This window comes from Streptomyces sp. NPDC090025 (assembly GCF_044748125.1).
Taxonomy (GTDB): domain Bacteria; phylum Actinomycetota; class Actinomycetes; order Streptomycetales; family Streptomycetaceae; genus Streptomyces.
The window spans coordinates 156,707-180,387 of sequence record NZ_JBIVFL010000017.1 but is presented as its reverse complement, the minus strand read 5'-3'; the positions used below and the strand labels follow the sequence as shown (position 1 = coordinate 180,387).

The 23,681-nt window shown below is 70.4% G+C and carries 22 protein-coding genes; 10 read left to right on the top strand and 12 right to left on the bottom strand.

Annotated features, from left to right (window positions below; all coding sequences use genetic code 11):
* The coding region (locus ACIPXM_RS30815; RefSeq protein ID WP_401662280.1) for a hypothetical protein at positions 1-221 on the top strand (221 nt) is incomplete at its 5' end.
* A 163-nt stretch (positions 222-384) separates the two neighbouring features.
* Here ACIPXM_RS30815 and ACIPXM_RS30810 read toward each other — a convergent pair.
* From ACIPXM_RS30810 to thyX, 3 genes are all read right to left on the bottom strand, one after another.
* Entirely contained in the window at positions 385-2,070 is a 1,686-nt protein-coding gene (locus ACIPXM_RS30810; protein WP_401662278.1) for a ribonuclease J, read from the bottom strand.
* Between the two features lie 145 nt (positions 2,071-2,215).
* On the bottom strand, positions 2,216-3,115 hold the full coding sequence (gene dapA / locus ACIPXM_RS30805; RefSeq protein ID WP_401662275.1) for a 4-hydroxy-tetrahydrodipicolinate synthase: 900 nt from the start codon (positions 3,113-3,115) through the stop codon (positions 2,216-2,218).
* 201 nt (positions 3,116-3,316) lie between these two features.
* Complete coding sequence (gene thyX, locus ACIPXM_RS30800) at positions 3,317-4,063, bottom strand: FAD-dependent thymidylate synthase (RefSeq protein WP_401662272.1); 747 nt, start codon at positions 4,061-4,063, stop codon at positions 3,317-3,319.
* Between the two features lie 178 nt (positions 4,064-4,241).
* On the opposite strand from thyX, the gene ACIPXM_RS30795 reads away from it, so the two are divergent.
* A complete protein-coding gene (locus ACIPXM_RS30795; protein WP_401662269.1) occupies positions 4,242-4,481 on the top strand; it encodes a hypothetical protein in 240 nt (79 codons plus the stop codon).
* Between the two features lie 52 nt (positions 4,482-4,533).
* Positions 4,534-5,079: a hypothetical protein gene (locus ACIPXM_RS30790; RefSeq protein WP_401662267.1), complete on the top strand. Its 546-nt coding sequence runs from the start codon at positions 4,534-4,536 to the stop codon at positions 5,077-5,079.
* Positions 5,080-5,126: 47 nt separating this feature from the next.
* Here the strand turns inward: ACIPXM_RS30790 and ACIPXM_RS30785 are convergent, their stop codons facing one another.
* The 6 genes from ACIPXM_RS30785 to eccD form a co-directional block, all read right to left on the bottom strand.
* Entirely contained in the window at positions 5,127-5,576 is a 450-nt protein-coding gene (locus ACIPXM_RS30785; protein WP_401662264.1) for a hypothetical protein, read from the bottom strand.
* A 5-nt stretch (positions 5,577-5,581) separates the two neighbouring features.
* Positions 5,582-6,334: a 4-hydroxy-tetrahydrodipicolinate reductase gene (gene dapB, locus ACIPXM_RS30780; RefSeq protein WP_401662261.1), complete on the bottom strand. Its 753-nt coding sequence runs from the start codon at positions 6,332-6,334 to the stop codon at positions 5,582-5,584.
* Positions 6,335-6,363: 29 nt separating this feature from the next.
* Positions 6,364-7,740, bottom strand: coding sequence for a M16 family metallopeptidase (locus ACIPXM_RS30775; protein WP_401662258.1), 1,377 nt, complete (start codon positions 7,738-7,740; stop codon positions 6,364-6,366).
* Complete coding sequence (locus tag ACIPXM_RS30770) at positions 7,737-9,953, bottom strand: polyribonucleotide nucleotidyltransferase (RefSeq protein ID WP_401662256.1); 2,217 nt, start codon at positions 9,951-9,953, stop codon at positions 7,737-7,739. Before ACIPXM_RS30770 ends, ACIPXM_RS30775 begins: the two co-directional genes overlap by 4 nt.
* A gap of 275 nt (positions 9,954-10,228) precedes the next feature.
* Entirely contained in the window at positions 10,229-10,519 is a 291-nt protein-coding gene (rpsO, locus tag ACIPXM_RS30765) for a 30S ribosomal protein S15 (RefSeq protein ID WP_189980872.1), read from the bottom strand.
* A gap of 233 nt (positions 10,520-10,752) precedes the next feature.
* Positions 10,753-12,225, bottom strand: a complete 1,473-nt coding sequence (eccD, locus tag ACIPXM_RS30760; RefSeq protein WP_401662253.1) for a type VII secretion integral membrane protein EccD — start codon at positions 12,223-12,225, stop codon at positions 10,753-10,755.
* 180 nt (positions 12,226-12,405) lie between these two features.
* Here eccD and eccCa point away from each other — a divergent pair, with 180 nt between their 5' ends.
* The 7 genes from eccCa to ACIPXM_RS30725 all read left to right on the top strand — a co-directional run bounded on the left by eccCa (position 12,406) and on the right by ACIPXM_RS30725 (position 21,640).
* Entirely contained in the window at positions 12,406-16,371 is a 3,966-nt protein-coding gene (gene eccCa / locus ACIPXM_RS30755; protein WP_401662250.1) for a type VII secretion protein EccCa, read from the top strand.
* 151 nt (positions 16,372-16,522) lie between these two features.
* Positions 16,523-17,008, top strand: coding sequence for a hypothetical protein (locus ACIPXM_RS30750; protein WP_401662247.1), 486 nt, complete (start codon positions 16,523-16,525; stop codon positions 17,006-17,008).
* Positions 17,009-17,062: 54 nt separating this feature from the next.
* The gene (locus ACIPXM_RS30745) at positions 17,063-19,228 is read left to right on the top strand and encodes a hypothetical protein (RefSeq protein WP_401662245.1); all 2,166 of its coding nucleotides are present in this window, start codon (positions 17,063-17,065) and stop codon (positions 19,226-19,228) included.
* Entirely contained in the window at positions 19,225-19,926 is a 702-nt protein-coding gene (locus tag ACIPXM_RS30740; protein WP_401662242.1) for a hypothetical protein, read from the top strand. The genes ACIPXM_RS30745 and ACIPXM_RS30740 overlap by 4 nt, the downstream gene beginning before the upstream one ends.
* Complete coding sequence (locus ACIPXM_RS30735; RefSeq protein WP_401662240.1) at positions 19,923-20,582, top strand: hypothetical protein; 660 nt, start codon at positions 19,923-19,925, stop codon at positions 20,580-20,582. The genes ACIPXM_RS30740 and ACIPXM_RS30735 overlap by 4 nt, the downstream gene beginning before the upstream one ends.
* Positions 20,579-21,271 (top strand): hypothetical protein, encoded by a 693-nt coding sequence (locus tag ACIPXM_RS30730; RefSeq protein ID WP_401662238.1) that lies wholly within the window; start codon positions 20,579-20,581, stop codon positions 21,269-21,271. The genes ACIPXM_RS30735 and ACIPXM_RS30730 overlap by 4 nt, the downstream gene beginning before the upstream one ends.
* Before the next feature lie 135 nt (positions 21,272-21,406).
* A complete protein-coding gene (locus ACIPXM_RS30725) occupies positions 21,407-21,640 on the top strand; it encodes a DUF397 domain-containing protein (protein WP_401662235.1) in 234 nt (77 codons plus the stop codon).
* 109 nt (positions 21,641-21,749) lie between these two features.
* On the opposite strand, the gene ACIPXM_RS30720 is transcribed toward ACIPXM_RS30725, so the two are convergent.
* The 3 genes from ACIPXM_RS30720 to ACIPXM_RS30710 are packed head-to-tail and all read right to left on the bottom strand — an operon-like array spanning position 21,750 to position 23,677.
* Entirely contained in the window at positions 21,750-22,058 is a 309-nt protein-coding gene (locus tag ACIPXM_RS30720; RefSeq protein ID WP_401662232.1) for a WXG100 family type VII secretion target, read from the bottom strand.
* Between the two features lie 20 nt (positions 22,059-22,078).
* The gene (locus tag ACIPXM_RS30715; RefSeq protein ID WP_401662229.1) at positions 22,079-22,408 is read right to left on the bottom strand and encodes a hypothetical protein; all 330 of its coding nucleotides are present in this window, start codon (positions 22,406-22,408) and stop codon (positions 22,079-22,081) included.
* Positions 22,409-22,441: 33 nt separating this feature from the next.
* Positions 22,442-23,677, bottom strand: a complete 1,236-nt coding sequence (locus ACIPXM_RS30710; protein WP_401662227.1) for a S8 family peptidase — start codon at positions 23,675-23,677, stop codon at positions 22,442-22,444.
* Positions 23,678-23,681: the final 4 nt, after the last annotated feature.

Here is a 23,681-nt window from a genome sequence, read left to right as displayed (position 1 = left end):
CGTTGATTTTTGGCACGCTGTTGAGTTCTCAAGGTGCGGACGCTTCCTTTGTACTCACCCTCGCGGGCTTTCCTCCGGGCGCTTCCTTCGTTCTTGCGTTTCCGACTCTATCAGATCTTTCCGATCCGATTTCCTCGGTGCTTTCCGGTCCCTTTAGCTCCGACTTTCGTCTTTGCTTTCCGGGCCCTTCCGGCGTGGTCCGACTTTATCAGAAGTTCTGAGCCGGTTTTCCCACCCGCCGGTTCCCCTTCACGGCGCACTGTGGCGCTCGCTGGTTCCCCGCTGGCGGAGCCGTAAACGTACTGGAGGGGGGCGCCCCGATGCAAATCGAGGTGCCCCCCTCCAGGAGACCTGCTAGTCGGCCGGTCGGACCGGCCGGCCCCGTCAGACCTCCACGACCACCGGGAGGATCATCGGGCGGCGGCGGTAGGTGTCGGACACCCACTTGCCGACCGTGCGACGGATCAGCTGCTGGACCTGGTGCGGCTCGACCACGCCGTCCTGGGCGGACTTGTTCAGGGCCTGGTCGATCTTCGGGAGCACCGCGTCGAACGCGGCGTCCTCGATGCCGGAGCCCCTGGCGTGGACGTTCGGGCCGCCGACGATCTTGCCGGTGGAGGAGTCCACCACCACGAAGACCGAGATGATGCCCTCCTCGCCGAGGATGCGGCGGTCCTTCAGGGACGCCTCGGTGACATCGCCGACCGACAGGCCGTCGACGTACACGTAGCCCGCCTGGACCTTGCCGGTGATCCGGGCGCGGCCGTCGATCAGGTCGACGACGACGCCGTCCTCGGCGATGACGATGTGGTCCTTCGGGATACCCGTCATCGCGCCGAGCTCGGCGTTGGCCCGCAGGTGGCGCCATTCGCCGTGGACCGGCATCAGGTTCTTCGGGCGGCAGATGTTGTAGAAGTACAACAGCTCGCCGGCCGAGGCGTGGCCCGAGACGTGGACCTTGGCGTTGCCCTTGTGGACGACGTTGGCGCCCCATCGGGTCAGGCCGTTGATCACGCGGTAGACCGCGTTCTCGTTGCCCGGGATCAGCGACGACGCCAGGATCACGGTGTCGCCGGGGACGATCCGGATCTGGTGGTCCCGGTTGGCCATCCGGGACAGGGCGGCCATCGGCTCGCCCTGGGAGCCGGTGCAGACCAGCACGACCTCGTCGTCCGGGAGGTCGTCCAGCGTCTTGACGTCGACGACCAGGCCGGCCGGGACGCGCAGATAGCCGAGGTCCCGGGCGATGCCCATGTTGCGGACCATGGAGCGGCCGACGAAGGCGACCCTGCGGCCGTACTCGTGGGCGGCGTCCAGGATCTGCTGGATGCGGTGCACGTGGCTGGCGAAGCTGGCCACGATGATGCGCTTCTGGGCGTTGGCGAAGACGTTCCGCAGGACGTTGGAGATGTCGCGCTCGTGCGCGGTGAACCCCGGGACCTCGGCGTTCGTCGAGTCCGTGAGCAGGAGGTCGATGCCCTCGTCGCTCAGGCGCGCGAACGCGTGGAGGTCGGTCAGGCGGTTGTCCAGCGGGAGCTGGTCCATCTTGAAGTCGCCGGTGTGGACGACCATGCCCGCGGGGGTGCGGATGGCCACGGCCAGCGCGTCCGGGATGGAGTGGTTGACGGCGATGAACTCGCAGTCGAAGGGGCCGAACCGCTCGCGGTTCCCCTCGGCCACCTCAAGGGTGTACGGGCGGATCCGGTGCTCCTGGAGCTTGGCCTCGATGAGGGCGAGGGTCAGCTTGGAGCCGATGAGCGGGATGTCCGGCTTCATGCGGAGCAGGAACGGCACACCACCGATGTGGTCCTCGTGGCCGTGGGTCAGGACGATGCCCTCGATGTCGTCGAGGCGGTCCTGGATGGTGGTGAAGTCGGGCAGGATCAGGTCGACGCCCGGCTGCTCCTCCTCGGGGAAGAGGACACCGCAGTCGACGATCAGCAGACGGCCGTCGTACTCGAAGACCGTCATGTTCCGGCCGATCTCACCGAGACCGCCGAGCGGGGTGACGCGCAGGCCGCCCTTGGCCAGCTTGGGCGGGGCGCCGAGTTCAGGATGCGGATGGCTCAAAAGACTCTCCTCACCACGCACGCCACGTACCGCTCGGCACGTGGCGCGCATGACATTCGTGCACTTGCTGTTGTTTTGGTTGCCGATGTTCAGTTGCGCGTATTCGGTTGCGATCTTCAGTTGTGAAGTCTTGTGAAGTCCGGTGTCAGAGCTGTACCCCGCCGGCCGCGAGATCGAGCCTGAGCTGGTCGGTCTGCTCGTCGGTCAGTCCGATGAGCGGGAGGCGCAGCGGTCCGGCGGGCTGACCCTGGAGGTTCAGGGCGGTCTTGGTGGTCATGACGCCCTGGGTGCGGAACATGCCGGTGAACACCGGGAGCAGCCGCTGGTGGATCTCGGTGGCCTTCTGGACGTCACCGGCGAGGTAGGCGTCGAGCATGGCGCGGAGCTCGGGGGCGACGACGTGGCCGACCACCGAGACGAAGCCGCAGGCGCCCACGGAGAGCAGCGGCAGGTTGAGCATGTCGTCACCGGAGTACCAGGCGAGGCCCGAGCGTGCGATGGCCCAGCTGGCGCGGCCGAGGTCGCCCTTGGCGTCCTTGTTGGCGACGATGCGGGGGTGCTCGGCGAGCCGGACCAGGGTCTCGGTGTCGATCGGGACGCCGCTGCGGCCGGGGATGTCGTAGAGCATCACGGGCAGCTCGGTGGCGTCGGCGATGGCCGAGAAGTGCCGGTACAGGCCCTCTTGCGGAGGCTTGTTGTAGTACGGGGTGACGGCGAGGAGGCCGTGCGCGCCGTCGCGTTCGGCGGTGCGGGCGAGCTCCAGGGTGTGCCGGGTGTCGTTGGTGCCGATGCCCGCGACCACGTGGGCGCGGTCGCCGACCGCTTCGAGCACGGCCCGTACGAGCTGCGATTTCTCCGCGTCGCTGGTGGTCGGGGACTCGCCGGTGGTCCCGTTGACGATCAGGCCGTCGTTGCCCGCGTCGACGAGGTGGGTGGCGAGTCGCCGGGCGCCGTCGAGGTCGAGTGCGCCGTCCGCCGTGAAGGGCGTGACCATGGCGGTGAGGACCCGCCCGAAGGGGGTCTGCGGAGTGGAGATCGGAGCCATGGGTGACACGCTACTCGCTGCTCAGCGCCGGGGGTCCCCTCGGGGGACGCGATAAAGGGAGCCCGGCACTGCCTGCTCGGGGGTTCAAGCAGTGCCGGGTCCGTTTGATCAGCCTAGATGAACTTCGTGAAACGTCGCAATACGGACACTTCGCTCGCGAAGTTCGTACTTATGTGCACGGCCGGGCCGATGCGGGGCCGATTACGGCGCCACCCGGCCGTTCTTGTTGAAGGCGCCGTGGGTCAGCGGCATCAGCCGGGCCCAGTGCCCCTCCATCTTCTCGCCCACCATCTCGATCTCCCGCTGCGGGAACGACGGCACCGCGGCGAGCTCGTGCTGGGTGCGCAGACCGAGGAAGTGCATCAGCGAACGCGCGTTGCAGGTGGCGTACATCGAGGAGTACAGACCGACCGGCAGGACCGAACGGGCGACCTCGCGGGCCACACCGGCCGCCAGCATCTCCTGGTAGGTCGCGTACGCCTGCCGGTACGAGTCGTCCATCGCACGGCCGACCAGCTCGTGCTGGGCCTCGGTGCCCTCGACGAAGACGTACTTGCCCGGGCGGCCCTCCTGGACCAGCTTGCGGGCGGTGTCCGGGACGTAGAAGACCGGCTGGAGCTCCCTGTAGCGGCCCGATTCCTCGTTGTACGACCAGCCGACCCGGTGCCGCATGAACTCGCGGAACACGAAGATCGGGGCGCTGATGAAGAACGTCATCGAGTTGTGCTCGAAGGGGCTGCCGTGGCGGTCCCGCATCAGGTAGTTGATCAGGCCCTTGGACCGCTCGGGGTCCTTCTGCAGCTCTTCGAGGGACTGCTCGCCCGCGGTGGACACCCGGGCCGCCCAGAGGACGTCGGAGTCGCTCGCGGCGCTCTTGACCAGTTCGACGGTGACGTCGCTCCTGAGGTCGATCTTCGCGTCGTCGTTGTCGGTGGGGGTGTCGGTCACCGGCGGTCCTTCCAGCTGGCGGGCTTTGCAGTCGCCCACTCTAACGAGATCCCGGCGGGGTCCTCCTCGAGGATGAGATTCGGCCGCTTTGATGAAAAAACGGCACCAAAGCGCCGGTTCTCTCGTCTGTACCGGTGACAGGCACGTTCGACCTTCGACATCCCAGGAGAGTGGCCCTATGCTGCGCCGGCGAGAGGCCGTACCGTTCGCGTTCGTCGCGGAGTCCGACCGCTTCCGCAGTAACGTCACTCCGCCACCGCGAGAACGGCTCACGGTGCCGCAGCTGGTCGGCCGCGGACTCATCGGACTGACCGTGGTCGCCGGAATCGTCGGCTCCATGGTGTTCGGGATGCCCGCCCTCGACGCCGGGAACTCGGGCGGCCGGCAGCATCAGTCCGAGGCTTCCGACGGTCGCTGAGGTAGCCTCACCGGGCACCGTCACCGAACGTGCTTGTGAGTGAGGACCCGTCGTGCCCCTGCCCTTCCTGACGGCCGACCGCGCCTTTGACGCGGAGGACGCCGTCGCGCTGCCGTTCGCCGACCACGACCAGTGGCGTCGGCCGTACCGGCCCGGACCGTGGCGGGTGGGGCTCGCCGCGCTCGCGCTGCTGCTCGCCTCGTTCGTGCTGCTCGCCGCCGTCATCATCGCCGTCGCCGGAGCCTTCGGCGGCGGCCTGCTGACCTTCGGCATCGCCCTGCTCGTCATCGGCTCCGCGCTGCGCATACTGCGCGTCGGCGTCTGGGTGAGCCGCGCCGGAGTGCGCCAGGTGAAGTTCCCGCGCACCTCGACCGTGCCGTGGGCCCAGGTGGCCGCCGTGCGCACGGTCCAGCAGCCGGTGCGCTGGCTGGGGCTCCCCCGTACCGTCCAGGGCCAGGCCCTGCTCCTGGTCCGCCGCAGCGGTGAGCAGACGCTGCTGCTCACCGACCACAACGCCGACTTCCTGTCCCGGGTCGAGGCGTTCGACCGGGCAGCGGACACCGTCGAGGCGTGGAACGCCGAGTACGGCGCCCGCTGACCCGTAAAGGCACCCCGAAGAGGAACCCCGAAGGGCGCGCCGTGGCCTCAGGCCGCGGCGCGCCCTTCGCGCAGGCTGATCGCCCGCTGCATCGCCTGGCGGGCGCGCGGGGTGTCACGGGCGTCGTGGTAGGCCACGGCGAGCCGGAACCAGCAGCGCCAGTCGTCCGGGGCGTCCTCGGTCTCGGCCTTGCGCCGGGCGAAGACCTCGTCGGCCGAGTCACGGTCGATCCGGCCGCCCTCGGTGCGCCTCAGTTCGTCGACCGGCAGGCCGCCCTCGGCCTCCAGCTCGGCCGCGAGCCGGTTCGCCTGCCGGGCGAAGCGGGTGTTCTTCCACAGGAACCAGCCGCCGACCACGGGCAGCAGGAACGCGATGGCGCCCATGCCCATGGCGGCCGGTTCCCCGGTGAGGAGGAGCAGGACGCCCTCCATGCCGACCACCGCGAAGACCAGCACGAGCACGGTGGAGAGGAAGACGTAGGTGATCTTTCCGCCCATGACCGTCAGCCCAGGTCCAGGAAGTGTTCCAGGCCGAAGGTGAGGCCCGGGGTGGTCACCACCCGGCGGGCGCCCAGCAGGATGCCCGGCATGAAGCTGGAGTGGTGCAGCGAGTCGTGCCGGACGGTGAGGGTCTCGCCCTCGCCGCCGAGCAGCACCTCCTGGTGGGCCAGCAGGCCCTTGAGCCGTACCGCGTGCACCCGGACGCCGTCCACGTCGGCGCCGCGGGCGCCCTCGACACCGGTCTCGGTGGCGTCCGGCTGGGCGCCGAGACCCGCGTCGGCGCGGGCCTTGGCGATCAGCTGGGCGGTGCGGGTCGCGGTGCCGGAGGGGGCGTCGGCCTTGTGCGGGTGGTGCAGCTCGACGACCTCGACCGACTCGAAGTACGGCGCGGCGATCTGCGCGAACTTCATGGTGAGGACGGCGCCGATGGAGAAGTTCGGCGCGATGAGCACGCCGGTCTCCGGGGACTGGTCGAGCCAGCCCCCGAGCTGCGCGAGGCGCTCCTCGGTCCAGCCGGTGGTGCCGACGACCGCGTGGATGCCGTGGCGCACGCAGAAGTCGAGGTTGCCCATCACCGAACCGGGCGTGGTCAGCTCGACGGCGACCTGGGCGCCCGCGTCGGCGAGCGCCTCCAGCTTGTCGCCGCGGCCGAGCGCCGCGACCAGTTCCATGTCCTCGGCGGCCTCGACGGCCCTGACCGCCTCGGACCCGATCCGGCCCTGGGCTCCGAGTACCGCCACGCGCAGCTTGCTCATCTGATTCCTTAAGGTGCGGAAAAGGGTGCTCAGGCGACCGCGTGGTGCAGCCGGTCGGCCTGCTTGTCCTTCAGCGGGCCTATCACCGACAGCGAGGGCCGCTGGTCCAGTACATCCCGGGCGACCTCGCGCACGTCGTCCGGGGTGACCTGGGCGATGCGGGTCAGCATGTCGTCGACCGACATCTGGGTGCCCCAGCACAGCTCGCTCTTGCCGATCCGGTTCATCAGGGCGCCGGTGTCCTCGAGGCCGAGGACGGTGGAGCCCGACAGCTGGCCGATCGCGCGGGCGATCTCGTCGTCGGTGAGGCCGTCGGCCGCCACCTTGTCGAGCTCGTCCCGGCAGATCTTCAGCACGTCGTGGACCTGGCTCGGGCGGCAGCCCGCGTACACGCCGAACAGGCCGCAGTCGGCGAAGCCCGAGGTGTACGAGTACACGCTGTAGGCCAGGCCGCGCTTCTCCCGGACCTCCTGGAAGAGCCGGGAGGACATGCCGCCGCCGAGGGCGGTGTTCAGCACGCCGAGCGCCCAGCGGCGCTCGTCGGTACGGGCCAGGCCCGGCATGCCGAGGACCACATGCGCCTGCTCGGTCTTGCGGTTGAGCAGTTCGACCTTCCCGGCGGTGCGGATGGTGCGGTGCCCGTCGCGCGGGGCGATCGGGACCGCGTCCGTACGGGTCAGGGCGCCGGCCCGGTCGAAGGCGCGGCGGACCTGCCGTACCACCGTGGCGTGGTCGACGTTCCCGGCGGCGGCGACGACCAGCCGGGTGGGGTCGTAGTGCTTCTTGTAGAAGCGGGCGACCTGGTCGCGGGTGAGCGCGTTGATGGTGTCGACGGTGCCGAGGACCGGGCGGCCCAGCGGGGTGTCGCCGAACATCGTCTGTGCGAACAGGTCGTGCACCACGTCACCGGGGTCGTCCTCGGTCATCGCGATCTCTTCGAGGATCACGCCGCGCTCGGCGTCCACGTCGGAGTCGAGGATGAGCGAGCCCGTGAGCATGTCGCAGACGACGTCGATCGCCAGCGGCAGGTCGGTGTCGAGGACCCGCGCGTAGTAGCAGGTGTACTCCTTCGCCGTGAAGGCGTTCATCTCGCCGCCGACCGCGTCGATCGCGGCGGAGATGTCGAGGGCGGAGCGGCGCTCGGTGCCCTTGAAGAGGAGGTGCTCCAGGTAGTGGGTGGCGCCGTTGAGGCTCGGGGTCTCGTCCCGGGAGCCGACGTTCGCCCAGATGCCGAAGGTGGCGGAGCGCACCGACGGCAGGGTCTCGGTGACGACCCGGAGGCCGCCGGGCAGGGTGGTGCGGCGGACGGTGCCGATGCCGTCCTTGCCGGGCAGAAGCGTTTGGGTACGGGCGACGGCCCGCCCCCGGGAGGGGCGGGCCGTCGTCACGGAACTGCGGGACGTCACTGGTCGGTGTCGTCCTTCGCCTCGTCGGCGGCCTCGCCCTCGATCACGGGGATCAGGGAGAGCTTGCCGCGCTGGTCGATCTCGGCGATCTCGACCTGGACCTTGGAGCCGATCGCGAGCACGTCCTCGACGTTCTCCACGCGCTTGCCACCGGCGAGCTTGCGGATCTGCGAGATGTGCAGCAGGCCGTCCTTGCCCGGGAGCAGGGACACGAACGCACCGAAGGTGGTGGTCTTGACGACCGTGCCCAGGTAGCGCTCGCCGACCTCCGGCATGGTCGGGTTGGCGATGCCGTTGATCGTGGCGCGGGCGGCCTCGGCGGCCGGGCCGTCGGCGGCACCGATGTAGATGGTGCCGTCGTCCTCGATCGTGATCTCGGCGCCGGTGTCCTCCTGGATCTGGTTGATCATCTTGCCCTTGGGGCCGATGACCTCACCGATCTTGTCCACGGGGATCTTGACCGTGATGATCCGCGGGGCGTTCGGGGACATCTCGTCCGGCGTGTCGATCGCTTCCATCATCACGTCGAGGATGTGGAGGCGGGCGTCGCGGGCCTGCTTGAGGGCCGCGGCCAGGACGGAGGCCGGGATGCCGTCCAGCTTGGTGTCGAGCTGGAGGGCGGTGACGAACTCCTTCGTACCGGCGACCTTGAAGTCCATGTCGCCGAAGGCGTCCTCCGCACCGAGGATGTCGGTGAGGGCGACGTAGTGCGTCTCGCCGTTGATCTCCTGGGAGATCAGGCCCATGGCGATACCGGCGACGGGGGCCTTCAGCGGCACACCGGCGTTCAGCAGCGACATGGTGGAGGCGCAGACCGAGCCCATGGACGTCGAACCGTTGGAGCCGAGGGCCTCGGACACCTGACGGATCGCGTAGGGGAACTCCTCGCGGGTCGGCAGGACCGGCACGATCGCGCGCTCGGCGAGCGCGCCGTGGCCGATCTCGCGGCGCTTCGGGGAGCCGACGCGGCCGGTCTCGCCGACGGAGTACGGCGGGAAGTTGTAGTTGTGCATGTAGCGCTTGCGGGTCACCGGGGAGAGGGTGTCCAGCTGCTGCTCCATGCGGAGCATGTTGAGGGTGGTGACGCCCAGGATCTGGGTCTCGCCACGCTCGAACAGCGCCGAGCCGTGCACGCGCGGGATGGCCTCGACCTCGGCGGCGAGGGTACGGATGTCCGTGATCCCGCGGCCGTCGATGCGGACCTTGTCCTTGATGACGCGCTCGCGGACCAGCGCCTTGGTGAGGCTGCGGTAGGCGGCGGAGATCTCCTTCTCGCGGCCCTCGAAGGCCGGGAGGAGCTTCTCGGCGGCGAGCTCCTTGACGCGGTCGAGCTCGGCCTCGCGGTCCTGCTTGCCCGCGATGGTCAGCGCCTGGGCGAGCTCGCCCCGGACCGCGGCGGCGAGCGCCTCGTACACGTCGTCCTGGTAGTCCAGGAAGACCGGGAACTCGCCCTCGGGCTTGGCGGCCTTGGCGGCGAGGTCGGCCTGGGCCTTGCAGAGGACCTTGATGAAGGGCTTCGCGGCCTCGAGACCGGCGGCGACGACCTCCTCGGTCGGGGCCTCGGCGCCGCCCTTGACGAGCTGGATGGTCTTCTCGGTGGCCTCGGCCTCGACCATCATGATCGCGACGTCGCCGTCCTCCAGGGCGCGGCCCGCGACGACCATGTCGAAGACGGCGTCCTCGAGCTCGGTGTGCGTCGGGAACGCGACCCACTGGCCCTTGATCAGCGCGACGCGGACGCCGCCGATCGGACCGGAGAAGGGCAGACCGGCCAGCTGGGTGGACGCGGACGCGGCGTTGATCGCGATGACGTCGTACAGGTGGTCGGGGTTGAGCGCCATGACCGTGGCGACGACCTGGATCTCGTTGCGCAGGCCCTTCTTGAAGGACGGGCGCAGCGGGCGGTCGATCAGGCGGCAGGTGAGGATCGCGTCCTCGGAGGGGCGGCCCTCCCGGCGGAAGAAGGAGCCGGGGATCTTGCCGGCGGCGTACATCCGCTCCTCGACGTCCACCGTGAGGGGGAAGAAGTCGAGCTGGTCCTTGGGCTTCTTCGAGGCGGTGGTCGCCGAGAGCACCATGGTGTCGTCGTCGAGGTAGGCGACGGCGGAGCCGGCGGCCTGACGGGCCAGCCGGCCGGTCTCGAAGCGGATGGTGCGGGTGCCGAAGGCGCCATTGTCGATGACGGCCTCGGCGTAGTGGGTCTCGTTCTCCACTAGCGGTTTCTCCTACGTCTTCGTCTTCGCGTCCCGGTGCCCGTGTGGCGCGGGGACGGTGCGGGAGAAGCGGTGTGGTGGCGGGGCCGGTCTTCGATCGAAGCTCCCGGGACGGTGCTCCGGGGGCCACTACCGAGGACCGGCGACGGGCCGGCTGCTTCTCGCGCGGTATGTGTGGCGTTGCGTGACCAGACTAAATGCCGGTACCCACATCGCGCACGTACAGCAAAGGGAGCGGCCCCCTGAAAGTGGGAACCGCTCCCTTCACCAGCTGCTTACTTGGCGCCGCCGGCCGCACCGCGGCGGATGCCCAGGCGGTCGACCAGCGCACGGAAGCGCTGGATGTCCTTCTTGGCCAGGTACTGCAGCAGGCGGCGGCGCTGACCGACCAGGATCAGCAGACCACGACGGGAGTGGTGGTCGTGCTTGTGGGTCTTGAGGTGCTCGGTCAGGTCCGAGATACGGCGGGACAGCATGGCCACCTGGACCTCGGGGGAGCCGGTGTCGCCCTCCTTGGTACCGAAGTCGGCCATGATCTGCTTCTTGACGGCGGCGTCGAGAGCCACGCGGTTCTCCTCTTGGTTCGTGCGCCCGCGAGTGCCCCTGGTCTTGGTCTCAGGGGAATCTTCTGTGACTCGGCGGGCGGAAGGTCCGATGAGCGCTGCCCCCAGGCCCGCGAGGGGTTTCCGGGAGCGCGTACACGAACGGCCGTCACACAGCGTACCAGCTCGCGGGTACGGCCCGGCCGCGGGCCCGTGCCCCGCCCAGGGTCCAGGGGACCGGGCCGTGCGGGCCCGGCTCAGCCGGTGAGCGAGCGGGCCCGCATGAAGACGTCGAGGACGGCGAGGCAGAGCGGGACCAGGGCGAGCAGCACGAAGCCCTCGGTGAGGTCGAGCAGCCGGCCCCAGAACGGGGACAGGCCCTTCCTGGGGATGATCAGGCCGATCGCGGTGATCAGGGCGGCTCCGGCGGCGACGGCCGCGGCGAGCCAGATGGTACGGATGTCGAGGCCGCCGCGGTCGCCGTGCACCAGCAGGTCCCGCACCAGGTCGGCCGGCGGGTTCAGGGACAGGCCGAGGACGAGCAGCGCGATCGAGGCGAGTCCGGCGACCAGGACGCAGGCGACCTGCGAGGTGTAGCGGAACAGCCGGGCGCGCAGCAGCATCGCGAGGCCCGCGGCGAGGGCGAGCAGCTGGCCCCAGACGTTCCCGGCGAAGCCGAGCACCGCGCAGGCGCCGACGACGACCGCGGCGCAGCCGCCGACCAGGCCGAGCAGCATCTCGTGGCCGCGCCTGGCCTGCAGCGCGATGCGCTCGCCGTCGACCGGGCGGCCCTCGGCGGCGGGCTGGTGCGGGTCGGCGTGGAACTCCTCGTCGGCGGCGCTGCGCGGCGAGGCGTAGCCGATGGGCAGCCGGGCGAAGCGGGCGGAGAGGCCGGGCAGGAAGGCGACCAGGCCGATGGCGGCGGGGACGCAGACGGCGGCGGTGCCGGTGGCGGACGCCTCGGTGAGGATCGCGAGGAAGGTCGCGAGGGTGCCGACGACGGCCAGGAAGGTGGCGGCGACGAACGGGGCGTCGCCGCTGGGAGTGAGCGCGACCAGGGTGACGGAGGCCACCAGGACGGTGACGCAGCCGAGCAGGAACTGGAGGCGTCCCGGTCCCTGGCCGGGGTCGGCGGCGACGATGCCGGAGCCCGCGATGAGCAGCAGCGGGAGCGCGCCGAGACCGAGGGCGACGGCGGTGGCCCGGTCGCCGTACACCCGGGCGCGGACCCCGGCGAAGGCGGTGAGCAGGACACCGGCGGCGCCCGCGATGACGCCGGGCAGGCTGTGCATGTCGTGCCGGACCGGGTCGGCGAACCAGAGCACGAAGCCCATCAGGATGAGCAGCAGCACCCCGCCGGCGAGTCCGGCGCCGCGCAGCAGCTCGTCGCTCCACAGGTGGCGGTCGCGGCCGACGGCGGAGGCGACGGCGTCGGAGACGTCGTCGTAGACGGCGGGCGGCAGCGACGCGGCGAACGGGCGCAGGCTGAGCACCTCGCCGTCGAGGATCCGCTGGGCGGCCAGGGTGCGGGCGCCGTCGAGGACGGAGCCGTCGCGGCGCACCAGGTGGTAGCCGGTGGGTGCGCCGACGGGCTGGGTCTGGCCGGTGAGCCGGAGGATCTCGGGGTAGACGTCGGCGACGGCGATGTCCTCCGGGAGTGCGACGTCGATGCGGCTGTCCGGCGCCACGACGGTGACGCGGCAGAAGCCGGTCGCTGCGGTCGTACTCACGTGTCTGGACCCCCTGATTCGCGGTTGCGCACGATGCGGCGTCACCCTACCGGGGCGGGGCGCCGACGGCTGCAAGTAGGATCCTGCTCTCACGGGGAGTCCGCATCGAACACAGTCGACGGGGGCGCTGGTGCGGTGAACTCTCCACGAGCCCGCCCGTAACGAGGGATTGATGCGCCGGTGAGCCAGATCGTCGTCAAACGCCCGCCGAGGTCCCTGCCGCCGGAAGTCCCCGGCGAGGAACTGGTCCTGGAGGCTCCGCCGGAACTGCCGCGGGGGCAGCAGGAGTCGGCGTTGATGCAGCTCCTGCCGATGCTCGGCATGGGTTCGTCGGTGGTGTTCTTCTTCATGACGCCGTCGCCGATCATGCGGATCATGGGCACGCTGATGCTCGCGTCGACGGTCGGCATGGCCATCGCGCAGTTCGTCAGATTCCGTCGCGGGTCGCAGGGGCAAATGGCCGATGTGCGGCGGGACTACCTCAAATACCTCGCCCAGACCCGGCGTGCGGTCCGGCGCACGGCGCGCCGTCAGCGGGACGCGCAGCTCTATCTGCACCCGGCGCCCGAGCAGTTGTGGTCGGTGGTCGCGGAGGGTTCGCGGGTGTGGGAGCGCCGGGTCGGCGACCACGACTTCGCGCAGGCCAGGATCGGGCTGGGGGCGCAGCAGCTGGCGACGCCGCTGGTGGCTCCGGAGACGGCGCCGGTGGACGAGCTGGAGCCGCTGTGCGCGGGCGCGATGCAGCAGTTCCTCGCGGTGCACGGCACGCTGGACGGGCTGCCGATGGCGGTGTCGATGCGGGCCTTCTACCACGTGACGGTGTCCGGCGATCCGGAGTCGGCGCAGGCCGCGGCGCGCGCCCTGGTGGCGCAGCTGGTGACGCTGCACTCCCCCGAGGACCTGATGGTGGCCGTGGTGGCGGCCCGGGGCGCGCAGGAGCGCTGGGACTGGACGAAGTGGCTGCCGCACACTCAGGTGCCGGGCACGGTCGACGGGGCCGGGACGAAGCGGCTGTTCGGCGACGATCTGAGCGAGCTCGAGCAGTTGATCCGGGGGCGGCTCGACGGCCGGCCGCGGTTCGGCCGGGACAGCCAGCCGGTGCTCGACCAGCCGCATGTGGTGGTGGTGCTCGACCCGGACTCGCCGCGCGGCGGGCTCGTACCGCCGGACTCGCTGTTCGCGGCGGCCGAGGGGCTGCAGGGCGTGACCATCGTGGAGGTGGTGTCGGGCGAGCTCGACGAGCCGCGCGGCGGTCTCTCCGTGGTGGTGCGGCCGGGCCGGCTGCGGCTGGAGTCGGGGGGCGGTTTCGCGTACGAGGGCGTGCCGGACGGCATGTCCCGGGAGGCGGCCGAGGCGCTGGCCCGGCAGCTGGCGCCGCTGCGGATGGGCGGCGGTGACGACGACGAGCCGCTGCTCGCCAATCTGGACTTCACGGATCTGCTGAATCTGGGCGACGCGGGTTCGGTGGACGTGGCGCGGACCTGGCGGCCGCGGTCGGTGGCGGAGCGGCTGCGGGTGCCGATCGGTGTCGGCGAGGACGGCCAGCCGGTCATGCTGGACCTGAAGGAGGCGGCGCAGGAGGGCATGGGCCCGCACGGCCTGTGCGTGGGCGCGACCGGTTCCGGCAAGTCGGAGCTGCTGCGGACGCTGGTGCTCGGGCTCGCGGTGACGCACTCGTCGGAGACGCTGAACTTCGTCCTCGCCGACTTCAAGGGCGGCGCGACCTTCGCGGGCATGTCGCAGATGCCGCACGTGGCGGCGGTCATCACCAACCTGTCGGACGACCTGACGCTGGTCGACCGGATGGGCGACGCGATCCGCGGCGAGCTGCAGCGCCGCCAGGAGCTGCTGCGGTCGGCGGGCAACTACGCCAACATCCACGACTACGAGAAGGCCCGGGCGGCCGGTGCGCCGCTGGAGCCGCTGGCGTCGCTGGTGCTCGTCATCGACGAGTTCAGCGAGCTGCTCACGGCGAAGCCGGACTTCATCGACATGTTCATCCAGATCGGCCGGATCGGCCGTTCGCTGGGTGTGCACCTGCTGCTCGCGTCGCAGCGCCTGGAGGAGGGCAAGCTGCGCGGCCTGGACACGTACCTGTCGTACCGGATCGGTCTGCGGACCTTCTCGGCGGCGGAGTCGCGGACGGCGATCGGTGTGCCGGACGCCTACCACCTGCCGTCGGTGCCGGGTTCGGGCTATCTGAAGTTCGGTACGGACGAGATGACCCGGTTCAAGGCGGCGTACGTCTCCGGCACCTACCGCTCGGACGGGCCGCGGCTCGAACTGGGCAGTCTGCCGATCGAGCGGCGGCCCGCGCTGTTCACGGCGACGCCGGTGCCGGTGGTGTACGCGGCGCCCGACCCGGCGTATCTGACGGCGGGGCGCGGCGAGGACGACGACGCGCTCGCGGACACCGTGCTCGACGTGATCGTGCGGCGGCTTGAGGGTCAGGGGGTGCCGGCGCACCAGGTGTGGCTGCCGCCGCTCGACCAGGCGCCGTCGCTCGACCAGTTGCTGCCGGGGCTCGCGCAGACCGCGGACCGGGGCCTGACGGCGACGGAGTACACCCGCTCGGGCGGGCTCACGGTGCCGCTCGGGCTCATCGACAAGCCGTTCGAGCAGCGGCGTGAGGTGCTGTACCGGGACTTCTCGGGCGCGGCGGGCCACATGATGGTGGTCGGCGGTCCGCAGTCGGGCAAGTCGACGCTGATGCGCACCCTGGTGTCGTCGTTCGCGCTCACCCACACCCCGGCCGAGGTGCAGTTCTACTGCCTGGACTTCGGTGGCGGCGGCATGTCGCTGCTCGCGGACCTGCCGCACGTGGGCGGGGTCGCCTCGCGGCTCGACCCGGAGCGGGTGCGGCGCACGGTGGCCGAGGTGCTCGGGGTGCTGAACCGGCGCGAGGAGTTCTTCCGGGCGCACAACATCGACTCGATGGCGACGTACCGGCGCAAGCGGGCCGCGGGTGAGCTGCCTTCCGAGGTGTACGGGGACGTCTTCCTGGTCGTGGACGGCTGGGGCGGTTTCCGGACCGAGTACGAGGGCCTGGAGGCGTCCGTCTCCGACCTGGCCGCGCGGGGCCTCGGCTACGGCATCCATGTGATCGTCACGGCGGCCCGCTACATGGAGGTCCGGGCGGCCCTGAAGGACCAGATGCTGGGCCGTCTGGAGCTGCGGCTCGGTGACGTGATGGACTCGGAGTTCGACCGCAAGGTCGCGGCGAACGTGCCGACCGGGGTGCCGGGCCGCGGCCAGGTCCCGGAGAAGCTGCACTTCATGGGCGCGCTGCCGCGGATCGACGGTTCGAGCTCGGCGCAGGACCTGGCGGCCGGGACGACCGCGTTCGTGGAGGCGGTCGCGTCCGCGTGGCACGGCCCGGCGACCCCGCCGGTCCGGCTGCTCCCGCACCAGTTGCCGGCCGACCGGCTGCCGAAGGGGTTCGAGTTCCCGCAGCACGGCATCGCGATCGGCATCGACGAGACGCGTCTGGAGCCGGTGTTCGTCAACTTCGACACCGACCCGTTCTTCCTGGTGTTCGGCGAGAGCGAGTCCGGCAAGACCAACCTGCTGCGGCTGATCGCCAAGCAGATCGGCGAGCGCTACTCCCCCGACGAGGCGAAGCTGGTCGTCGGCGACTACCGGCGTTCGCTGCTCGGCAGCCTGCCGGAGGAGCACCTGCTCGAGTACGCGCCGATGGCGAGCTCCCTGCAGATGCACATGGAGGCGCTGGGCGGGGTGTTCGCGCGGCGCCAGCCGCCGCAGGACGTGACGCCGCAGCAGCTGCGGGACCGCAGCTGGTGGTCGGGCCCGCAGGTGTTCATCATGATCGACGACTACGACCTGGTGGCGACGAGCGCGGGCAACCCGCTGGCGCCGCTGGCCGAGTTCCTGCCGTTCGCGCGGGACACCGGGGTGCGCTTCATCATCGCCCGCAACAGCGCGGGCGCCTCGCGGTCGATGTACGAGTCGTTCATGCAGCGCATCAAGGAGCTGGGCGCGCAGGGCGTGGTGCTGTCGGGCGACCCGGGCGAGGGCGATCTGCTCGGCAACGCGCGGCCCCGGCCGATGCCGCCCGGCCGTGGTCTGTTCGTCTCGCGGCGGGGCCAGGCTTCGCTGGTGCAGACGGGCCGGTTGCCGGAGCGATGAAGTCCGATACGGGCGCTGCCGGGAGATGGCGCCCGTATTTCACCGGTATGGGGTCACGGTTCGGGTGCGACTTCCGACCGTGGCCCTTTTCATGGGGACATGATCACTTCGGAACTGCAAATATCGTGCCACTGATGTGAAGGGGGCTGCCGTGGCACTCGACTCGTTCGCCGAGGAATGGTCGCAAGCCAAGAACACCGCTCTGTCCGGCGCGTCGCCGGACCCGTCCGGCGCGGCGGCGTCGGGGCCAGGCCAGGGGCAGGAGTCGGCCATGCGGCTGAACCAGGCGCCCGGTGCCGGGCCCGGGTCGGGGAACACGGACCTCGCGACCACGCCGGAGAAGAAGAAGGCGGCGGCCGGGGTCATCGAGAACCACATCCAGCCGGACACCAAGGCAGCGGCGGACGCGGCCGACGAGGGCACCAACGGGGCCGTCACGGAGCTCAAGGGCTGGGACACGGCGGCCGGTCTGAAGCAGGCGCACGAGCACTGGGACGGCCAGGTGAAGCGGCTGATGGCGCGCTTCGACTCGGAGAAGACGTCGCTGCGGAGCGCGTCGAACCTGTTCCAGGGCAATGACATCGACACCCGGTTCACCTTCACGCCGGTGCAGCAGTCGAAGGTGTCGGGGCTGTAGCGGGGTCGGGGCGGTAGCGGAAACCGCCTCACGGCGATCACGGGGAGACCGGAAATGCCGACGTACCAGGAGATCATGCAGACCGACCTCGGCAAGCTGAACACGGCCGCCGAGGGCTGGAAGAGCATGGCCGAGAAGTTCAAGAAGGTCGAGGAGCAGTACGGCAAGGAGGTCCAGAGCGTCGCCACCGGCGGCCCGCTGTGGACCGGCCAGGCCCAGCAGTTCGGCAACATGTCCTTCGGCATCACCCGCAAGGAGCTGGCGTCGGCGCAGAAGGAGGCGCTGGCCATGGAGTCGCTGCTGCGCGACGCCTATGGCACGCTCACCGAGCTCAAGGGCCGGGTGAAGTCCGCCGTCGACGAGGCGGTCACGGCCGGGATGAAGGTCAACGAGTCGGGCAGCGCGAGCTTCGACTACAGCAAGGTGGACGCGCAGTCGGCGAACTCGATCCGGCACGACCCCGATCTGCGGGAGACGGAGCTGTCGTACACCCGCAAGATCAGCGACGCGGTGAAGGCGGTGAGCGACTTCGACGCGGACGTGAAGGTCGCCCTCCTGAACGCGTCGGGCGCCGACGGCACGGCGGCGCTCGGCTTCAACTCCAAGCCGGTCGGCGACGTCGAGGCGGTGGAGGCGCTGGCGCTCTCGGACAAGGTCCGCGACGGCAAGGCGTCGAAGGAGGAGCTGGCCCACTACCGCGATCTGCTGGCCCAGAACTCCAAGGACAAGCACTTCAGCGAGGCGTACCTGGACGGCCTCGGCGCCAAGGACGCCCTGAAGATCGCCGACCGGATGAACCTGGCGGCGAACGAACGCGGCCTGTCGGACGCCGACAAGAAGCTGTACCAGTCGATCAACACCGGCCTCGCGGACACGATCGCGGCGGGCACCAGCGACCCGAAGAGCTACGCGTACCGGCCGTTCGTCGACGGCCTGAAGGAGCTCGGCGGCCAGAACCTCGCGAGCAACACCCAGCCGACGCTGGGCTACCAGATGCTGGCGACGCTGATGAACGCGGGCGACCCCAAGGCGTACGGCAAGGAGTTCCTCAACGAGATCGGCGACCACATGATCGCCATCGAGAAGGACAAGCCGCAGGTCTGGCTGCACTTCTTCGACGGAACCCGCCCGAACATCGTCAACGACCCGCTGGACGCGGTCCTCAACATCATGAGCAAGGACCCGGGCGACGCCGAGTACTTCCTCGACCCGAAGGCCCCCGGGAACACCAACGAGCACCTCAAGTTCCTGCTCAGCGACCGCAAGTGGCCCGACCCGCTGATGAACACCCTCTACTCGGCCCCGATGGAGATGGCGGACCCGACAAAGGCCCAGGGCCTCGGCAACGCGATCCAGGCGGCGGCGACGGGGCACGCGCCGGGCGAGCCGCTGGGGGCGGTGGGGGCGCACACGGAGGGGCAGGCGCGGGTGATGCAGAGCGCGATCCAGATCCTGGACGACGACAAGGGCGGCGACGAGTTCGACGACAACCTCGCCAACATCCGGCAGCCGATGGCGCGGGCGCTCGCGGACTACGTGGCGGACACGCACATCACGCTGAACGGGCAGGAGTCGGACTACGGGGAGGTCGACGGCAAGGACGACATCACCACCCTCGCGGGTCCCGGCGAGAACTCCCACATCGCCGTCGGCCAGGGCAGCCTGATCCGTGTCATGCGCGGGATCGCCGACGACGGCCCGTCGTACGCGCTGCTCTACGAGGCCGAGCGGGCCTACTCGGCCCACCAGCTCGGCGAGGCACCGCCGTTCTCCGGGGACCCGAAGCATTCGTCCAGCGCCGAGTGGGACCACCGGTCGCGGAACATCGGCATGGCCATGGGCGCCCTGAACGAGATCGGGGCCGATGTCTACATGGACAAGGAGGACGACCGGGTGAAGTGGGCCGAGGGCACCTCGGAGCACACCGCCGCCGCGGTCAACGGAATGATCGGGGAGATCCCGGTGGTCGGCACCGTCGGCGGTTCGATCATCGACTCGGTCAAGTACGAATGGGTGAAGGACGTCACCGACCTCGCGGAGGAGGAGCGGAAGAAGGAGATCAGCAACAACTTCGCCTCGGGGAAACAGGGAATGACCAAGATCTTCAACGAGTGGCAGCGGCAGGAGCACCTGGACACCGGTCCGTTCAACTCCGCGCGCGACTCCGCGTACGAAGGTCACGACGCAGGTATCAACGAGGCCAAGAAGCACCTGGGATGAACGATCTGACCCGCCGTACGCGGCTCGCGCTCGCGGCCCTCGCGGCCCTCGCCCTGACCTCCTGCTCGCCCCAGCCGGCGAGCCCGCCCGAGGACCGCCTCTGTAAGGTCGAGCCCGGCTCCGCCGAGGAGCGGCTGCTGCGAACGGTGATCCGTACGAAGAACTTCCGGACCGACTGGTACCAGCCCAGCGACCGGCGCTGGGCGGAGCGAATGGAAGAGACCCTCCGCGACATCGCGGATCCGGCGGCGACCTACACCGTCTCGGGCTGCGCCTATGTGCCGAACGGGCAGCCCGGGGTGGGCCGCGCCACGGTCAACTTCGCGTGGGTGCCCTCGCCGGTGCCGGCGCGGCGGCCCGACGACAAGGAGAGCCGGGAGTACCGGGTCAACGGCGCGACCGGGCGGTCCGACGACATCTCGACGCACCTCTACGTCTCGTGCGTCCTGCCCGGCAGCCTTCAGGAGTCGTCGCGGAAGGTGCTGTTGCACGCGGACGCCGCATTCACGATGAACCTGGGCCCGGTGCGGGATCACGGCACTCAGGATCAACAGCTGGAGTTCGTCTACCGCATGACGCACCGCGCCACCGAGGTCCTGGGCTGCGAGAACAAGCCGTTGGCGAAGGAACCGGTCGTGAAGGCGGTCGACGCGCCGGTGAAGGAGCCGGGAACCCCGACGCCGTCGAGGACGCCGTGAGCGGTCGGCCCGGGGCGCGCGGCCTCGCCGCCGCGGCCCTGGCGGCGGCGCTCGCCCTGGGCGCCGCGGCCTGCACCTCGGGCGGGGACTCCGGCCAGGTGCGGGGCCTGTGCGGCCCAGCGGCGGCGTCGGCGACCGGGCAGGCGCTGCGCGCGGTCCTGGGTACGGACGAGTTCACCGCCAAGGTGGAGACGCCGGACGAGGACTTCGTGGCGCGCATGAGGAAGAACCTGCGCGAGCGCGAGGACCGCCGCTCCACCGTCCCCACCTACCTCTGCGGGTACTTCCCCGAGGGCAGCGAGGAGCGGATGGTCCTCGACTACGCCTGGAACCCCGCCGACCAGCGCGGCCAGGACTCGGCCGAGCGCTACGGCCTGAACGGCGCCACGGGCGTCACCGGCCCTCTCTCCGCCGGTCTGTACGTCGAGTGCACCCTGCCGGGCGACCTCGCCGAGCCGTCCCGCTCGGCGGTGCTGCGCGCCGACGCGGCACTGACGATCGACCGAGGGCGGGACTTGGACGAGGCGGCGCGGGAGCAGCGGCTCAGGTACCTGTATCTGATGACGCGTGATGTCACGGAAATGCTGGGCTGCGAGAACAAGCCGTTGGCGAAGGAACCGGTCGTCGCGCCGGAGACGAAGAGGAGCGGGTCGTGAGGCGGGTGCGGGGCGGGGTTCGGAGTGGAGTGCTGGCCGTGGTGCTGGGCGCCGGGCTGGTCGGGGTCGTCGGGTGTGGCGGGGGCGAGGGCGGTTCCGGGGCCGGGGCCGGGGCGATGGGGCTCGATCGGGTGATCGAGCTGTCGGAGCGGACCCAGAAGGACGCGAAGAGCGGCACCGGCACAGCGGCGGACTGTCCGCTGCCGGTCGACGTGAAGGCGGCGGCCGGTGACGCCGGGCTGACCGCGCCCGTCGAGCCGGGCGGGCGCGGTGCCGGCGCGGACGAGCCCGTGGCCGAGGCGGAGGGCGGGCGGTCGACGGACCCGCAGTCCTTCTGGGGCGGCAAGCCCGGCGCCACCATCAGCTGCACCTATCACGTGGGCGCCGACGAGCTCGTCGTCCACGTCATCGCCACGGAACAGGGCTCCGCCCTCAACGGGCTCGCCCCCGCGATGCAGTTCGCCACCGGATCCCCGGTCGACGCGCTGCGGGCCGACCTCGACAAGGCCATGAAGGCCGAGCGGGGCACGGCGGTCCCGACGGCCGGCGGCAACGTGGTGACCGTACGGCTCGACCCCGGCGGCAAGGGCGATGTGGCCCTGATGGTGACCGCGGGCGAGGCCGGGAAGTCGGCGGTCCCGGGCGACGCGATCCGGAAGCTGGCCGAGAGCCTCGCCGCGCAGCTGTGACACCGCCGTGGATCCGGCCGGGATCCGGCGGGGAGAGACCGCCCACGTTCCGGTGGGGCCGATTCCGGCGTCAGGCTGACAGCCGTGCCGCCGGGCGGCGATGATTGATCCGCAACGACGAGAGGGAGCAGCCGGATGGGCACTCAGCAGGAGAAGGACGAGCTGTACGCGCTCGACATCAGCGGCGTCGACTGGCAGGGCGCCCCGGGGACCAGCCCCGACGAGGAGCGGGTGGAGATCGCCCATCTGCCGGGCGGCGCGATCGCCATGCGGTCGTCCCTCGACCACGACACCGTGCTGCGGTACACGAAGGCGGAGTGGGACGCGTTCGTGCTCGGCGCGAAGGACGGCGAGTTCGACCTCGCGTAGCGCCGGCGCGGCACGACGCGCGTACGAGAAGGGCCCGCTCCGGTGAGGAGCGGGCCCTTCTCGTCGTACGACGCGTACGGGTGCCCGGCTGCGTCGCCTACCGGACCGGTCAGAAGGACTCGGTGAAGAGGCGCGACGCCTTGACGTCGGTCGAGCGGTAGCTGTCCTTGCCCTGCTCGATGATCTTCGCCGTCTTCTCGAGGCGGTCCTTCATGTCCTCGGCGCGCTTCTTGTACTTGCCCTGCAGGATCTCGTACTCCCGGTGGGCGTCACCGTCCCACGTGTCGGTGACGACCTTCAGGGCCGCGTCCATCTCCTGGAGGTCCTTGATGATGTTCTGCGAGACCGTGCGGAGGCGGTTGGCCATCTCCTGGACGCTCTCGTACCGAACCCGGGTGCCGGCGTTGTCGACAGACATGCTCTCGTCCCCCTTCTACGTCAGATGTTGTTGAGCGAGGAGTGGTTCACGGCGGCGAACGTGGCGCGCACGTCGTCGTCGTTGGCGTTGCTCAGGTTCTTCGTCTCGCCGACGGCGGTGAGCAGCACGTTCAGCAGGCGACGGATGGTGTCGTGGTCCTCGTTGAGGAGGGTCTGCGCCTGCTTGAAGCCGACCGCACCGACACCCGTCCAGCCCGCGCTGCAGGTCTCGAGGATGTTGGCCATCTCGCGGGCCTGCTTGCTCACCGCGTCGGCGGTCTCAGTGATCTTGTTCTTGGCTTTGACGACCGGGTCGTCGGCAAGTCCGAACCCACCTGCGGGAGTGCCCATTGTGAAGCTCCTCGTTGTTGTCGATGGCGTTGTTCATGCGTCTGTCGACGCTCTCCTGCGTACTCCCGCCAGCACGACGAAGCCGATCACGGCAACGACGGCGACGGCACCGGCGACGATGACCCAGAGCGGGAACCCGCCCTCGTCGGGCGCTGCGGCCCGGTCCGCGACCTGGCCTTCGTCACCTGCCCCCGTGTTCTCAGGAGAGGGGGAGGTCTTGGGTGTTGTCTTCGGTGTTGCGGGGGTGGCGCCCGCGCCGACGCCCTGGGCGGCGAGCAGCGGGTTGACGTTCGGGTCGCCGGGGTCGCCCTTGCCCTCGAGGAGGACCTGGGCGGGGCGGACCGTTCCGTAGCCGATGTACTTGGACGGGACCGGCCCGTTGTGGCCCGCCGTCTCCATCATGACGCGGAGGACCTGGTTGGCGGTCCAGTCGGGGTGCGCCGACCAGATGAGGGCGGCGGAGCCGGAGGCGATGGCGGTGGCCTGGCTGGTGCCCTCGCCCGCGCAGAACTTGGTCTTGTCCTTCGTGCAGCGCCCGGGGATCTCGACGCCGGGGGCGGCGAGGGCGAGGTGCGGCCCGTAGTTGGAGAACGTGGCGACCGAGCCCTTGGTGTCCACGGCCCCGACGGCGACGACTCCGGGGATGGACGCCGGGTAGGACGGGCTTCCGCTCCGGTCGTTGCCGGAACCGGCGAAGACCAACGCCCCCTTCTTGAGGGCGTAGTCGACCGTCTTCCGCCACTCGGCCGTGTACTCCTTGAGCGCGGGACCGCCACGCGAGACGTTGATCACGCGGGCACCGTTGTCCACGGCGTACTTGATGCCCTTGTGCGTCGCCGTCCAGTCGAAGTTCCAGTTGGCGCCGGTCTTCACGGGGAGGATGGTCGCGTCCGGGGCGATGCCCTTCACGCCGCCGTCGGCCCCGCTGCCCGCGATCGTGAGAGCCATGTTCGTACCGTGCCGGTCGGTGTCCTCGTCGTCCACCCTGCCCGCGCCGCCGGTGTCGAAATTGCGCCCCGGCAGCACCTTCCCCCGCAGTTCCGGCAGCGTCGAGTCGACACCCGTGTCGATGACGGCGACGGTGATGCCCTTGCCCGTCGCCACCTTCCACATCTGGTCCGCCTTCATCGCGTCCAGGTACCACTCGCGCGACCGCATGTCGTCCGCCGTGGCCGCAGGGGCCGTGACGGTCAGCGTCGCGGCGGCGGCCGTCAGCGCGCCGAGCAGGGCTGCTGCTCGGCGACGGGCGACGCGGGTGAAGGGGGACATGTGC

What these genes read in the sequence shown, in the direction of transcription:
- ACIPXM_RS30795 (WP_401662269.1), top strand. Translation starts at nt 4,242, where the DNA reads ATGCTGCGCCGGCGAGAGGCCGTACCGTTCGCGTTCGTCGCGGAGTCC.
- ACIPXM_RS30785 (WP_401662264.1), bottom strand. Translation starts at nt 5,576, where the DNA reads ATGGGCGGAAAGATCACCTACGTCTTCCTCTCCACCGTGCTCGTGCTG.
- ACIPXM_RS30715 (WP_401662229.1), bottom strand. Translation starts at nt 22,408, where the DNA reads ATGGGCACTCCCGCAGGTGGGTTCGGACTTGCCGACGACCCGGTCGTC.
- ACIPXM_RS30710 (WP_401662227.1), bottom strand. Translation starts at nt 23,677, where the DNA reads ATGTCCCCCTTCACCCGCGTCGCCCGTCGCCGAGCAGCAGCCCTGCTC.
- dapB (WP_401662261.1), bottom strand. Translation starts at nt 6,334, where the DNA reads ATGAGCAAGCTGCGCGTGGCGGTACTCGGAGCCCAGGGCCGGATCGGG.
- ACIPXM_RS30745 (WP_401662245.1), top strand. Translation starts at nt 17,063, where the DNA reads ATGCCGACGTACCAGGAGATCATGCAGACCGACCTCGGCAAGCTGAAC.
- ACIPXM_RS30740 (WP_401662242.1), top strand. Translation starts at nt 19,225, where the DNA reads ATGAACGATCTGACCCGCCGTACGCGGCTCGCGCTCGCGGCCCTCGCG.
- ACIPXM_RS30725 (WP_401662235.1), top strand. Translation starts at nt 21,407, where the DNA reads ATGGGCACTCAGCAGGAGAAGGACGAGCTGTACGCGCTCGACATCAGC.
- dapA (WP_401662275.1), bottom strand. Translation starts at nt 3,115, where the DNA reads ATGGCTCCGATCTCCACTCCGCAGACCCCCTTCGGGCGGGTCCTCACC.
- ACIPXM_RS30720 (WP_401662232.1), bottom strand. Translation starts at nt 22,058, where the DNA reads ATGTCTGTCGACAACGCCGGCACCCGGGTTCGGTACGAGAGCGTCCAG.